Origin of the sequence: Amycolatopsis sp. NPDC051061 (genome assembly GCF_040682935.1) — a bacterium.
In the GTDB taxonomy this organism is placed as follows: domain Bacteria; phylum Actinomycetota; class Actinomycetes; order Mycobacteriales; family Pseudonocardiaceae; genus Amycolatopsis.
This window is the reverse complement of the sequence record NZ_JBFBBZ010000024.1, coordinates 67,043-80,325: the sequence shown is the minus strand read 5'-3', so window position 1 is coordinate 80,325 and position 13,283 is coordinate 67,043. Positions and strand designations below refer to the sequence as shown.

Here is a 13,283-nt window from a genome sequence, read left to right as displayed (position 1 = left end):
TTCCCGGTTTCAGACGAGGGCCGGGGTGCGGCGGCGCACCCGGGTGTAGATCGCGGCCGCGATGAGGATCAGGACGCCCTGGAAGAAGTACTGCCAGCTCTGGTTCAGGTTCAGGAACGTCGTGGCGTTGAGGACTTCCTGGATGAGCGTGGCGCCCAGCAGCGTCCCGATGAACGACCCGCGCCCGCCGGCGAGGCTCGCCCCGCCGAGCACGACGGCGGTGATGCTGGAGAGCGTGTAGCTCACGCCCTGGGTCGGGTCACCGACGCCGATCTGCGCCATCAGCAGCAGTGCGCCGAGGAACGTGAGCGCCGCGCAGCCGACGTAGGCGAGCACGTGGATCCGGTCGACCTTCAGCCCGAGCCGGCGAGCCGACCCCTCGTTCGACCCGGCGGCGCGCAACCCGTGGCCCCACCGCGTGAACCGCAGCGCCAGCTCCAGCGCGACGGCGACCGCCACAGCGACGATGAACGCGACCGGCACGAAGCCGACGGACACGGTGATCACGTCCGTCACCGACGAGCTGATGAACCCGCCCTGGAAGGGCCTCAGCAGCAGGGAGATCCCTTGCAGTCCGATGTAGAGGGTCAGGGTCGCGGCCACGGCGGTGAACCCGCCGAAGCGGACGAGCACGCCGTTCAGCAGCCCGGACACCACCGCCACGGCGAGCATGATCACGAACGCCAGGGCGATCATGACCGGGGACCGGCCGTCGGTCACGAAGAACGAGGCGATGACCACCAGGAGCCCGGCGAGCGGGCCAACAGAGAGGTCGATCCCGCCGGTCATGATGGCGATCGTCTGGCCCAGGCTGATGAACGCGAGTGCCGTGAGCAGGGTCAGCAGCGAGGTGACGTTGAACGGCGCGAGGAACCGGACGTTGTGCGCGAAGGTGTACGCCCCCAGCGCGAGGATCACCAGCGCCAGCACGAGGCTGGGCGCGTAGTCGCCCTTGGCGAGGTCACGCAGGCGCGTCGCCTTGGCCGGTGCCGCCTTCGCGGCCGGATTCTCCTGACGATGCGTCGTGGCGTTGACGACCGCGCCGGTGATCTTCTCCTCGGTGACGTCCTCGCCGGTCAGCTCGGCGACGACGTGGCCGCGGGAGAACACCACGACCCGGTCGCAGAGGCCCTCCAGCTCCTTCGCGTCGGAGGACACGACCACCACCGGCACGCCCGACGCGGCCACGTCGCGCATGATCGTGTAGATCTCGGAGCGGGCGCCGACGTCGACGCCCTGGGTCGGCTCGTCGGCCAGCAGCAGCCGCGGTGCGGCGAGCAGGGCGCGCGCCATCACCACCTTCTGCTGGTTGCCGCCCGAAAGAGCCATCACGTTCGTCTCGCGCGACGCGGTTTTCACCGAGAGCTTCGAGAGCTCGATGTCCACTTGCGACCGTTCCCGGTTCCCGGCGACCACTCCCCCGGTGGCGAACGAGGGCAGCGCACTGATCGCGGCGTTCTCCCGGACCGACATCGCGGGCAGCAGACCCTCCCGGTGCCGGTCGGCCGGCATGTACGCGGTGGACCGGACCAGAGCACGGCCGCGCAGCCGGGACCCGTCGAGCACGATCTTGCCGGTCGACTGCCGCAGACCGGCCAACGCGCGCAGGAACTCGCTCTGGCCGTTGCCGACGATGCCCGCGAGCCCGACGATCTCCCCGTGGTGCGCGACGAGCCGGGCTTCGTGGAAGCCGGCACCGGAAAGGCCATCGACTTCCAGGGCGACCTTCGCGCCCGCCGGGTCGGGGTTCTTGGCGGGGAACGTCGACGCCAGTTCCCGGCCGACGATCATGCGGAGCATCTCGTCGTCGGTGAGGTCCGTGACGTTCGCGTGTCCCCGCGTACGGCCGTCCCGCAGCACGGTCACCTCGTCGGCGATTTCCCGCACCTCGGCCAGCCGGTGGGTGATGTAGACGACCGCGGTTCCACGGGCGGTGGCCCGGCGCACCTGGTCGAACAGGATCTCCGTCTGCTCGGGGCCCAGCGGTGCGGTCGGCTCGTCGAGGATCAGCACCTTCGGCTCCAGCGCGACGGCCTTCGCCAGCTCCAGCAGCTGCTTCTGCGCCACGCCGAGGTCGTCCACCCGGTCCTGCAGCCGCAGGTCGGAGCCGACGCTGCGCAGCAGTTCGACCATCCACAGCCGCGGATTGCCGTCCGGCATCCGCTCGGGCGGCACGGCCAGGCGGATGTTCTCGGCGACCGTCATGTCGGCCAGTACGGCCGGGTGCTGGTGCACGATCGCGATGCCGAGCCGGCTCGCCTGGTCAGCGGTCAGAGCGGGCACCTGCTCGCCGACGACGCTGATCCGGCCGTCGTCGGGGCGGGTGGAGCCGGAGGCGATGCCCATCAGCGTGGACTTGCCCGCGCCGTTCTCGCCCAGCAGCGCGTGCACCCGCCCGCCGAAGACGTCCAGTGAGACGTCGGACAGCGCCCGGACGGGTCCGTAGTGCTTCGACACGCCGGAGAGGCGCAGAGCGGGAACCTCGGTCATGGTCTGCCTCCCCTACTTCAGTGCGGCGATCTGCTCGGCCTTGGACAGGGAGCTGGACACGAAGGCGTCCGACGGAAGCTCCTTGTCGCACGTGACCGGGTGCGGCTGGCCGGAGATCGAGTCCTCGAACGGGGACTGCGGGTAGACCGTGCCCTGCGGCGCCACACCACCGGTCGCCTTCGCGACCGCGACCTGGATCGCCAGCCGGGACATGGCGTTCTGCGACGAGACGGTGAACAGGGGGAACGCGCTGCCCGCGTCCTTCTGCTGCTGCCAGTTGCAGGCGAGCTGGTTGGCGTCCTCGGTGGCGATCGCCGGGATCTTCCGGCCCGCCTGGGTGAACGCGGAGAACGAGCTGGCCAGGGCGGCACCGAAGTCGGTGGTGATGGCGTCGATCTCCGGGTTCTTGGCCAGCGCGGCGGTGATCACCTTCTGCGTCTGCGCGGCGTCCCAGTTGGTCACCTCGTACGGCGTCGTGCCGACGAACTGGATCTCCGGGTGGTCCTTGAGCACGCTCTGCATGCCCTTGTACTCGTCGAGGCTCTGCGAGTTCGCGGGCGGGCCGCCGAGGTTGAGCACCTTTCCCTTCCCGTTCAACGCCTTCACGAGCCAGTTGGCCCACAGCACACCGGCCTGCTCGAAGTTGGTGCTCACGAACGTGTCGTAGTCCTGGCCGGGCGTGCCTCCCGGGTTCACCCGGTACGGCACGGTCACCACACCGGCCTTGTGCGCGCTGCGCAGGGCGGGCAGCACCGCCTGGCCCGCGTCCGGGAACACGACGATCGCCTGCGTCCCCTTGGCCACCAGGCCCTGGATGTCGGAGATCGCCTTCTGCGTGTTGCCCTGGCCGTCGGTGTAGGTGAACGACGTGACGCTGGGGCACTTGGCCACCTCGGCCTTGGCTTCGGCGGTGGTCACCTTGCGCCAGTTGTTGTCGCCGAAGCCGTCGGCCAGCCCGAGCGAGGCCTGCTTCGAGCCGCACCACGAGGGCCCGTTGGCGCTCGCGGGCTTGCCGGCCGCGCTGCCGCCGGAACCGTCGTCACCGACCGCGCAGCCGCCGGCTACGAGAGTGGCCGCGATCGCGCAGGACAGCACTGTCCCGCGGAAAAAGCTGGGAGACATGGGAAACCTTTCTAGGGCTGGATCCGGGCTGCGGGAGCGCGGTGGAACCACCCGCGCACGACAGCCCAGTCGACGGTGTAGACGGCGACGCCCGCGCCGAGCGCGACCGCCTGGACGATGTTGTTCGTCGCGGGGCTGACCCCGAGGGTCAATACGAACTGGTCGAGCTGGCTCAGGAACAGCGCCGCGACCGCGCTCGCGACCGGGCTGCCCTTCCCCCCGAGCAGCGACGTCCCGCCGAGCACGACGGCCGCGACCGACGGCAGCAGCAGCGAGTCGCCCTGGAACGCCCCCGGCGTCGTCACGACCCCGGCGAGCAGGATGCCCGCGGTGCCGTACAACAGCGACGCGCACACGTACGCGCCGAGCTGGTGGCGCCGCACGCGAAGCCCGGCCAGGCCCGCGGCGGCCGGGTTGTCGCCGACCGCCTCGAACCGGCGCCCGGCCACCATCCGCTTCATCACGAACCCGGTCACCGCGACGAGCACCGCGGCGAACCAGACGGAGTACGGCAGGCCCAGGAACCGGCCGGTGGCGATCGAGTGCAACGCGGCCGTGGTGCTCGCCGGCGATCCGCCGGACACCCCCAGCACCACGGCGTAGAGCAACGCGTTCGTCCCCAGCGACGTCACGATCGCGGACATCCCCAGCCGGCTGACGACCAGGCCGTTGAGCAGCCCCGCGGCCAGCGCCGCGGCGTACGCGAGCAGGATCGCCGGCAGCAGTTTCCCGTTGTCCCCGTTGGGGTAGTGGGTCACGATGATCACGCTGAGGGACACCGTGCCGGGTACCGACAGGTCGATCCCGGCCTGCTGCACCACCAGCGTCTGCCCGAGCGCGACCACGGCCAGCACGGCCGCGAAGGGCAGCATCCCCTGCAGTGAGCTGCGCCCGAGGCTCTCCGGCTGCAGCACCAGGCTGACGAAGAACAACAGGACGGTCGCGATCAGAATCGTGACCAGCCCGCGCGAAGCACGCGGGGACGTCATCCGCCGCCACGGACCCGGCTTGCCGGTGGGCTCCTCGGTTCCCGGAGCCGGGGGTGGCTCGGTGACCAGCACGGAAACTCCTGTCGTGTCGCTCATCGCATCGCTCCTCGGGTGCTCCCTCGCACCGGTTCACGGGCAGGACGAATCGTGTCCACAGTGGATCCGGTGGACATTCGGGAAATGTGCGTCGCCGGGAATTCTCCGCGGCGCGGTTCAGCCGACCTTGACCAGCAGTTTCTGGGCGTCGCCCGCGGGATCGAGCAGCCGGTCGAACCCGCGTGGCACCACGTCGTCGACGTCGATCACCTCGGTCAGCACCCGCTCGACGGGGAAGCGACCGGTCCCGACGAGCGAGATGATGCGCGGGAAGTCGTAGACCGGGTAGCACCACGTGCCGACCAGGCTCAGGTCCCGCTGGGACACGGCCATCGGGTCGATCGTCGCGGGGCGGACGTGCAGGCCCACCTGGGTCGCCGTGCCGTGCGACCGGAGGCCGGCCAGCGCCGCGGTGAGCCCGGCCTCCGAGCCCGAGCACTCGGCCGCGACGTCTGCCCCGACGCCGTCGGTGAGGGCGCGGACCACCTCCGGCACGTCCTCGGCCAGCGGGTCGAGGACGGTGGCGATGCCGAAGGCGTCGAGCAAGGCCCGCCGCCGCGCGTTGGGCTCACTCACGATCACCTGCGCCGCACCGGCAGCGTGGGCGTACAGCGCGGCGAGCGCGCCGATCGGCCCGGCGCCGGTGACGAGGATGGTGTCCCCCGGGCGGAACCCGGTGCGATCGACGCCGTACGCGGCCACCGCGGCCGGCTCGACCAGGGCGCCCTGTACGTCGGTGACCGACTCGGGCAGCACGGCGATCTGGTAGTCCGGCACCACCACCTGCTCGCTGATCCCGCCGCCGTGCCAGCTGAGCCCCGTGCACGCCATCTCCGGGCAGAGGTGGTTGAGCCCGCGCCGGCAGTAGTAGCACTGTCCACAGTAGATCAACGGCATCACCGCGACCCGATCGCCGGCCCGGACGCCGGTGACTTCGGCGCCGACCTCCAGTACCTGCCCGGAGAACTCGTGCCCGAGGACCTGGGGAGCCGCCGCGTGCGAGAGCGGGTGCGGGCTGGTGGGAATGACGATCGGCCCGGCGGCGTACTCGTGCAGGTCGGTGCCGCAGATCCCGCAGAGGGACGGCCGGACGCGCACCTCGCGCGCCCCGACCCCGCCGGGTTCGGGCACGTCCTCGACCCGGATGTCGTGCTTGTCGTGGAAAACCGCGGCGCGCATGCTCTTCTCCTCGTGCTGACCGAGGCCCGCGCAGCCGTGTTCCGGGCGCGGACGGGCGTCTGGTCGCCAGGGTTGACCCCGTCCGACGCCGTTGTACAGCGACAGTGAACTGTGCGGACCTCTCAGAGTCAAGGCCGTGTCGCGAAATTCCCGAAAACCCGAGGTCAAGACCGGTTTAAGCTTGACAGTGACGAAAGCCAGGCTGTTCACTGCTAGCAAACGATCTGGGAGAAGTCTCATGGACCTCGGTTCCCGTCTGGGCCACCTGACCTACTCGACGCTCGTGCACCCCGGCGACACCTGGGACGAGATGAGCACCAGCCTCGCGGCCTACTTGCCCGAGGTGAAGCGCCGGGTGTCGCCGGACGCGCCGTTCGGGGTGTCGCTGCGGCTGTCCGGCGCCTCCGCCGACCGGCTCGCCGGCGACGTCGCCGCGCGGGAGAAGGTGAAGCGGTACCTGGCCGAGAACGATCTGTACGTCTACACCGTGAACGCGTTCCCGCACGGGCCGTTCAAGGGCCGTTCGGTGATGGAAGAGGTGTATGAGCCGGACTGGAGCACGGAGGAGCGTGTCACCTACACGGCGCGCGTGGCCGACGTCCTCGCCGACATCGCCGCGGACGGTGTCGAGCCGACGATCCAGACGGTGCCGCTGGCGTACCGGCCCAAGGTCACCGGCGAGCCGTACGTGGACCTGTTCACTCGCAACGTACTGCGGGTGGTGGCCCACCTCGTCCGGCTCGAGCGCCGCACCGGCCGCCGCGTGAAGCTCGCCCTCGAGCCGGAACCGTTCTGCTTCCTCGAAACCATCGAGGAGACCGTCCGTTACTTCACTTCACGGCTGTACTCCCGCGCCGGCGCCGAGACGCTCGCCGAGCTCGCGGACCTGCCGCTGGCGGAGGCGTACGGCGCCTTGCGCAGGCACCTCGGGATCGTGTTCGACATCGGTCACCAAGCCGTCGAGTTCGACGACATCCCGGCCTCGCTCGACCTGCTCGCCGAGACCGGCGTGCCGATCTTCAAGCTCCAGCAGGCCGCGGCGCTATGGGTGCCCGAGGTGACCGACGACGTCGTCCGCGAACTCGAACGCTTCACGCACACCATCTACCTGAGCCAGACGTCCGAGCGGCGCGACGGGACCCTGAAGCGGTACCTGAACCTCACCGACGCGATCGCCGCCTGGCAGCGGGAACCCGGGGGGAAGCGTGAGTGGCGCACCCACTTCCACGTCCCGGTCTTCCTGGACGACCTGGGAGCGTTCCGCACCACGCGGTTCGCCGTCGAACAGGCGCTGGACCGGCACCGGGCGCAGCCGCAGTCGTCCCACCTCGAGATCGAGACCTACACGTGGGACGTGCTGCCCGAAGACCTCAAGACCGGCGACATCACCGACTACGTCGTCCGGGAGCTGGAGTTCGTCCGGGACCGCCTCACCGGTGGCCCGGCGACTTGACCGGAAATCGCGTCAAGCTACAGTGAACAGCACAGACCGACGGGGCGAGGAGCAGGGCGTGACGGGGAAGAGCGGGGCGGACGCGGAGCACCCGGTGGCCGCGAACATCGGTGAACAGCTGCGTGCCCACCGGCAGGCGGCCGGGCTGTCGCTGCGGCAGTTCGCGCGCGACCTCGGTGTCTCGGCCGCGTTCGTCTCCCAGATCGAGAACAACAAGTCGCAGCCGTCGGTGGCGACGTTGTACTCGATGTGCAGTGCGCTGAACGTCTCCATCGACGATCTGTTCAGCAGTGCCGGGGCCGCGGCCGCGCCGGTCGTCGCCCCGGAAAAGCACAGCTTCCACGGCGCCCTGGCGAAACTCAACGAGGAACCGGTGGAGCAGACGAGCCCGATGCTGCGTCCCGGCGAGCGTCGTCGGCTGGTGCTGGACTCCGGGGTCGTCTGGGAGCAGCTGTCCCCGGTCCACGACAGCTCCGTGGACTTCCTCCGCGTGCGCTACGAAGTGGGCGGCAGCTCCGTCCCCGACGAGAAGCTGACCCGCCACTCCGGCATCGAGTACGGCTACATCATCAGCGGCACGCTCGAGGTCGCGCTCGCGTTCGAGACCTACGAGCTGCACGCGGGCGACTCGATCGCGTTCGACTCCACGACCCCGCACCGCCTGACCAACCGGGGCGACGTCCCGGTCGAAGCGGTGTGGTTCGTCCACGGCCGGAAGGCCGCCCACTGACGGTTCGCATCCAGGAGTGCCCGGTGCCCGATGCGGCTTCGCCCCCACTCTGCTTCGCCTTCACCGCCACGGTGCGCGAGCGCGGCGCCCGGCCCGTGGACCGGATCGCCACGGACAACGATCTGCTGCGGTGGCTCGAAGTCACCGGACTGCTCACCGGCGCTCCCCCGGCCGTGGAATCCGAAATCGCGGCGCGAGCCCGCGAGCTGCGCGAGGCGATCCACCGCGCGGGTCTCGCCGTCGCCGCAGGCACGGTCCCCGACGGGCGGGACGAGGCGACGTTGAACCGGTGGGCCGCCCGCAGCAGCGCGACCCGGGTGCTGGACCGCGGCCGGACCACCTGGGCGTTCCCGGCCGACCGGCCCGTACACGCGGCGCTGGCCTTGATCGCGGTGGACGCCGTCGAAACCCTCGGCGGCGACGACCCGATCCGCACCTGCGCCGCCCCTGGATGCGGGGCGTTGTTCGTGGACACGAGCCGACCCCGCAACCGCCGCTGGTGCTCGATGGCGACGTGCGGCAACCGGGCGAAGAAGGCGAACCGGCGCGGCTCCAAGGACGGTATTTCATGATCGGCCCAGGAACAGTCGAGCGGTCCGATCGCGGAGAAAGCATGATGCAAGACACGGTTGTGGACTGTCATGTCCACGTATTCGACCCCGCGCGCTTTCCCTACGCGGCGAACACGTTCTACTCCCCTGCCGGACCAGAACTCGGCACTCCGGAGCGGCTCACGGCCTTGCTCGACGCGCACGGCGTCGCGAACGCCCTCCTCGTCGGCCCGAACTCGGGCTACGGCGAGGACAACCGCTGCCTGCTGGACACACTCGAGCGAGGCGCCGGCCGGTACCGCGGCATGGCGGTGGTCCCCATCGGTACCTCCCGAGCGGAGCTCGCCGAGCTCCGGACCCGCGGGATCGCCGGGATCACCCTCAACGCGGCTTTGCTGGGCACCGACCGCTACGCGGACGCGGGCTGTCTGATGCGCGATCTCGCCGCACTCGACATGATCGCCGACGTCCAGGTGACGGAGAACCAGCTTCTCGAGCTCACCCCGGTGCTCGAGCCCTCCGGTGCCCGCATCCTGATCGACCACTGCGGGCGGCCGGACCCGACCGCGGGGATCGACGCCCCCGGCTTCCGCGAGCTGCTGCGCTGGGGCCGGACCGGACGGGCGTTCGTCAAGCTTTCCGGCCTCGCCAAGACATCTCGCGAGCCATACCCACACGACGACCTCGAACCGTTCATCCGCGCGTTGCTCGAGGAATTCGGTCCCGACCACTGCGTGTGGGGATCCGACTGGCCCTTTCTCCGCGCGCCGGAACGCATCGATTACGCACCGCTCCTCGATCTTCTCGCCCGCCACGTCATCGACGGCGATGACCGTCAACGGATCGTCGGCACGACTCCGCTCCGCTTGTTGGGCTTTTGACCCGACACCGTCCGAATCAGACTCCTTCCGCATCACCCACCTCGGCCGGAGCCGGCCTTGACGCTCGTCAGCCGTTGATCCCCCGCGCCACCTCGAGCTGCCGCTCCTTGTGCTGCCGCTCGCGGGCCAGGTCGCCGGCGTACTGCGGGATGAGCACGTCCTGCACCGCGCGCTCGACCGCGACCCACGTAGGGACCCACCCGGCCCGTTCCTTGCACCGCACGTCCTGGGTGGCGACGGCGATCTCGTGTGCGGACGCACGGCCCGCACTGAAGGCGGGGTCGTTCATGGCGGCGTCCGGACCGTCGTAGCGGAAACCCGCCTCCGCCATGCACCGCGACCACTTCGTGGCGGCCGCGGCCACCGGCGGCGTGGTCCGGGTGATCTCGTAGCCGCGGTTGCTCAACCCGAAGCTCACCGGCTCCTGACCGGGCTTCGCGTCGGGCGCGATCGCCCGGTCCGCCTCGCCCGCACAGCCTCCCGGCGGCACGTCACGGCCACCGACCTTGCCGGTGCGCGTACCGGTGATCACCGAGACGACGTCCGGCGGCGGCCGCCGAGCGGGCGCCTCGGAGCGGGCGGCGAACACCGCCGGGTCGCGGTAGCCGTAGGTCGCGGCCTCGCCGGCGTCGACGAGACCGTGCCGTCGCAGCTTGGTGGCGTCCCGCACGGGATCGACCGCTTCGAGAGCGAAGCCGATCCCATGGGCTGTGAGGCACCGCTCGATCAGGGTGGTGCGCGCTTTGATGACCTCCAGCTCCTCGACCGGCGTCAGCAGCGACCGGTCGAGGGGGAGGTCGAGGCCGCGCACCGTCGAGACGTCGGCAGGCACCTTCGCGAGCGCCGCGTCGAGATCGAAGCCGGACGTGGCGGCGGGCGCCGCCGAACAGCCGGCGAGGGCGGCCGCCGCCACGGCTGCCGCGAAGGCACCGGCGCGGCGCCGCCATCGGTCGGACGTGACCACGGCTGGATCCCGGTCCTTCCGGCTAGTCCTGGTCGCGGTTGCCGCAGTCGCTGAAGAGCCCGCCTACCGAAGGCCACTTGAAGCTCGCGTTGTTGTTCTTCATGGTCGCGGTGAAGTCGTGTCCGCCGTACATGCCGAACGACTGCGACGCGACGCTGCCGTTGCAGCCGCTGTTGTAGTAGACCGTCGCGGTCCAGCCCTCGTTGTTGATGACCGAGGCGGCGTTGTTCTTCACCTGGACGCCGCGGCCGTTCGTGCCGCCCCACCGGAACACCTCGTTGTCGAGGTTGCCGTCCGAATAGGCGTAGTTGGCGAAGGCGCCTTCGAAGCCGCTGTTGAAATAGAAGCACAAGTTGAAATCAGGGCAGCCGTAGAGGTCCGCCGCGGAGGCGGCTGGAGCTGCGAGGGAGGTTCCGGTGAGCACGGCGACGAAGGCCGCGAGCCCGGTCAATACCCGTTTCGCGCGCATGAATCTCCCATCAACGGCGGCGTCTGGCCCAGCTCGCTGACCACGCCGACCGGGAGTGGCCGGTTGAGTTGCCGGCCCTGACGTCACCCGGATGGACCAGTGCACCTCGGCTCACCCCCGCAGCCGGCTCAGGCCGCGCTCCAGCCGCACCACGGCGAGCCCGGCCAGCACCGCGGCCGCGCGGAAGACGTCACCGGAATGCCCTTCGACGGCGCCCCGCAGCATCGTCATCGCCCAGTAGCCCGGCGAAACCGGCGCGATCGTGGCCGCCCAGGCGGGCCGCATCACGCAGCGAAGCGCAAGGTCCCTATGCAATCACCAGCCTGGACACGGTCGAGTCGACGAAGCCGACGACACGTTGACCGCCGGCTCAGGTCACCGGCTCGCGTCGCGGGTTGAGCGGATCGGCTTGGCGGTCGGCAGTGGCGGTGCTTGCCGAGCGGGTGACCAAGTCGCGCAGGTAGCGGTGCTCCGGGTCGTCGTCGTGGATGGGGTGCCACCACATCGCTTCCACCAGCTCGCCCGCGTCGAACGGGCACGGCAGCACGCGCACCCCCGACGAGGCCGGAATGCGGTCGGCCAGGCGCCGTTGCAGCAGGGCGATCCGATCCGAGCCCGCGACCAAGCCGGGGATGGTCAGGAACGTCTCCGTCACCACCTGCACCCGCGGCTCGATCCCGAGGGTGCGCAGCCGGCGCGCGGCGGGCGTCGACGCCGTAGGGCCGTGATAGGTCACGACCCACGGAAGGGTCTCGAGCTGCTCGATGGTCAGCTCGTCGCCGACCTCGGCGTTGCCGGTGGCGACGAGGCAGACCCATTCGTCGCGGTAGAGGTCCCGGTGCGGGAGGTCGGCGATGAGGAACCCGTGGGGCAGGACCAGCAGGTCCGCGTTCACCAGGACCTGGGGTGCGTCGTCGACCGACTGGGGGTTGTTCGGCACGAACCGCAGCCGCGCGCCGGGTGCCTCCTCGGCGAGCAGGCGCGCGATCGTGTCTCCGAGGACCGTGGTCGTGTAGTCGCTGATCAGGAGCGTGAACTCGCGGGTCGACGAGCCGGGGTCGAAGTCGGGCGCCGCGGCGAAGACGCGTTCGACGCCGGGGAGAGCCGCCTGGACGCGGTCCTTGAGCCGGATCGCCAGCGGGGTCAGCCGGTACTGGTTTCCGGCTCTGGCCAGGAGTTCGTCCCCGAAGTGGCGGCGGAGCCGGGCGAGCTGCGCCGACACCGCGGGCTGGCTCAGGCCCATCCGCTCGGCGGCACGGGACACGCTGCGTTCGCGCAGGAGCGCATCCAGCGTGACGAGCAGGTTCAGGTCCACCCCGTCACTATCCACCAGAATGATACTGAGTATCAACGATTTCGTCTTCCTGGATAGCGCTGGGGCCCCGAGAGTGGAGCCGTGGACCGAACCGATCCCGAGGGCGCGATCGCCGCGGCCGCCCAGCGGTGCTCCAACCGGAGCCGCTGGGGCGCCGACGACGCCCTGGGCACCCTGAACTTCCTCGACGAAGCCAAACGCCGCGAGGGCGCCGCGCTCGTCCGCCGCGGTGCGAGTTTTTCGCTCGCCCAGTCCTTCGACACCGACGGCCCGCAAAAGGGCTGGCGGCGCCGGACCAACCCGGTGCACACGATGCTGGACACCGGAGTGGACGCCGAACGCGGCACGCAGGGCTTCCCGCACGGTCTCGGCGGCGCCGACGACGTCGTCTTCATGCCGCTCCAGGCCTCGACCCAGTGGGACGGGCTCGGCCACATCTTCGACCACGGGATGGCTTATAACGGCCGCCGCGCGGGGGACGTCGTGACCAGCGAAGGCGACCGCGTCACCGGCATCGAGACCACCGCCGGCCTGATCGCCGGGCGTGGGGTGCTCCTCGACGTCGGCCGCGCGGTCGGCGACGGCGAGCTGCCCGACGGGTTCGCGATCACCGCCGAGCACCTGGACGCCACGATCGCCGCGCAGGGCGGAACGGCGCGCGTCGGCCGGGGTGATCTGCTGCTGGTGCGCACCGGCCGGCTCGCCCGCGCGCGCCGTGAGGGCTGGGGTGACTACGCCGGGGGCGACTCACCGGGGCTGTCGTTCACCACCGCGGACTGGCTGCACGGCACGGAGATCGCCGGGATCGCCACCGACACCTGGGGGTTCGAGGTGCGGCCCAACGAGTTCGACATCGCCTTCCAGCCCCTGCACCAGGTCGCCATCCCGCACATCGGGCTGTTCCTGGGTGAGATGTGGGACCTCGACGCGCTGGCGGCCGACTGCGCCGAAGACGGCGTCTTCGAGTTCTGGCTGACCGCCGCACCCTTGCCGGTCACCGGTGCGGTGGGAGCGCCGGTCGCTCCGATCGCCGTCAAGTAGGAG

At 70.5% G+C, this 13,283-nt stretch carries 13 protein-coding genes; 5 read left to right on the top strand and 8 right to left on the bottom strand.

Translation table 11 applies throughout. From position 1 onward, the window contains the following. Positions 1-9: 9 nt before the first annotated feature. The 4 genes from AB0N03_RS29500 to AB0N03_RS29485 all read right to left on the bottom strand — a co-directional run bounded on the left by AB0N03_RS29500 (position 10) and on the right by AB0N03_RS29485 (position 5,876). Complete coding sequence (locus tag AB0N03_RS29500) at positions 10-2,490, bottom strand: ATP-binding cassette domain-containing protein (RefSeq protein ID WP_364378122.1); 2,481 nt, start codon at positions 2,488-2,490, stop codon at positions 10-12. 12 nt (positions 2,491-2,502) lie between these two features. Further along, positions 2,503-3,612 carry a substrate-binding domain-containing protein gene (locus tag AB0N03_RS29495; RefSeq protein WP_364378120.1) on the bottom strand — a complete coding sequence of 370 codons (1,110 nt, stop codon included), beginning with the start codon at positions 3,610-3,612 and terminating at the stop codon, positions 2,503-2,505. A gap of 11 nt (positions 3,613-3,623) precedes the next feature. Next, entirely contained in the window at positions 3,624-4,697 is a 1,074-nt protein-coding gene (locus AB0N03_RS29490; protein ID WP_364378118.1) for an ABC transporter permease, read from the bottom strand. Positions 4,698-4,814: 117 nt separating this feature from the next. Then, on the bottom strand, positions 4,815-5,876 hold the full coding sequence (locus AB0N03_RS29485) for a 2,3-butanediol dehydrogenase (protein ID WP_364378116.1): 1,062 nt from the start codon (positions 5,874-5,876) through the stop codon (positions 4,815-4,817). Positions 5,877-6,114: 238 nt separating this feature from the next. Between AB0N03_RS29485 and eboE the strand changes: the two genes are divergently transcribed. The 4 genes from eboE to AB0N03_RS29465 are packed head-to-tail and all read left to right on the top strand — an operon-like array spanning position 6,115 to position 9,491. Beyond that, positions 6,115-7,329 (top strand): metabolite traffic protein EboE, encoded by a 1,215-nt coding sequence (gene eboE, locus AB0N03_RS29480; protein WP_364378114.1) that lies wholly within the window; start codon positions 6,115-6,117, stop codon positions 7,327-7,329. 58 nt (positions 7,330-7,387) lie between these two features. Further along, a complete protein-coding gene (locus tag AB0N03_RS29475) occupies positions 7,388-8,059 on the top strand; it encodes an XRE family transcriptional regulator (protein WP_364378112.1) in 672 nt (223 codons plus the stop codon). 23 nt (positions 8,060-8,082) lie between these two features. After that, the gene (locus AB0N03_RS29470) at positions 8,083-8,631 is read left to right on the top strand and encodes an ABATE domain-containing protein (RefSeq protein WP_364378110.1); all 549 of its coding nucleotides are present in this window, start codon (positions 8,083-8,085) and stop codon (positions 8,629-8,631) included. Next, on the top strand, positions 8,559-9,491 hold the full coding sequence (locus AB0N03_RS29465) for an amidohydrolase family protein (RefSeq protein WP_364378108.1): 933 nt from the start codon (positions 8,559-8,561) through the stop codon (positions 9,489-9,491). The genes AB0N03_RS29470 and AB0N03_RS29465 overlap by 73 nt, the downstream gene beginning before the upstream one ends. A gap of 67 nt (positions 9,492-9,558) precedes the next feature. Here AB0N03_RS29465 and AB0N03_RS29460 read toward each other — a convergent pair whose 3' ends face one another. From AB0N03_RS29460 to AB0N03_RS29445, 4 genes are all read right to left on the bottom strand, one after another. Next, positions 9,559-10,455, bottom strand: coding sequence for a hypothetical protein (locus AB0N03_RS29460; protein WP_364378106.1), 897 nt, complete (start codon positions 10,453-10,455; stop codon positions 9,559-9,561). A gap of 22 nt (positions 10,456-10,477) precedes the next feature. Then, the gene (locus AB0N03_RS29455; protein ID WP_364378104.1) at positions 10,478-10,924 is read right to left on the bottom strand and encodes a peptidase inhibitor family I36 protein; all 447 of its coding nucleotides are present in this window, start codon (positions 10,922-10,924) and stop codon (positions 10,478-10,480) included. A 111-nt stretch (positions 10,925-11,035) separates the two neighbouring features. Further along, a complete protein-coding gene (locus tag AB0N03_RS29450; RefSeq protein ID WP_364378102.1) occupies positions 11,036-11,212 on the bottom strand; it encodes a hypothetical protein in 177 nt (58 codons plus the stop codon). A gap of 82 nt (positions 11,213-11,294) precedes the next feature. Continuing rightward, on the bottom strand, positions 11,295-12,254 hold the full coding sequence (locus AB0N03_RS29445; protein WP_364378100.1) for a LysR family transcriptional regulator: 960 nt from the start codon (positions 12,252-12,254) through the stop codon (positions 11,295-11,297). A gap of 66 nt (positions 12,255-12,320) precedes the next feature. Here AB0N03_RS29445 and AB0N03_RS29440 point away from each other — a divergent pair, with 66 nt between their 5' ends. Continuing rightward, entirely contained in the window at positions 12,321-13,280 is a 960-nt protein-coding gene (locus AB0N03_RS29440) for a cyclase family protein (protein ID WP_364378098.1), read from the top strand. The last annotated feature ends 3 nt before the right edge of the window (positions 13,281-13,283 follow it).

Bases quoted from the DNA above. Each gene is read 5' to 3' on its own strand.
- AB0N03_RS29500 (WP_364378122.1), bottom strand. From the start codon at position 2,490: ATGACCGAGGTTCCCGCTCTGCGCCTCTCCGGCGTGTCGAAGCACTAC.
- AB0N03_RS29495 (WP_364378120.1), bottom strand. From the start codon at position 3,612: ATGTCTCCCAGCTTTTTCCGCGGGACAGTGCTGTCCTGCGCGATCGCG.
- AB0N03_RS29455 (WP_364378104.1), bottom strand. From the start codon at position 10,924: ATGCGCGCGAAACGGGTATTGACCGGGCTCGCGGCCTTCGTCGCCGTG.
- AB0N03_RS29485 (WP_364378116.1), bottom strand. From the start codon at position 5,876: ATGCGCGCCGCGGTTTTCCACGACAAGCACGACATCCGGGTCGAGGAC.
- eboE (WP_364378114.1), top strand. From the start codon at position 6,115: ATGGACCTCGGTTCCCGTCTGGGCCACCTGACCTACTCGACGCTCGTG.
- AB0N03_RS29490 (WP_364378118.1), bottom strand. From the start codon at position 4,697: ATGAGCGACACGACAGGAGTTTCCGTGCTGGTCACCGAGCCACCCCCG.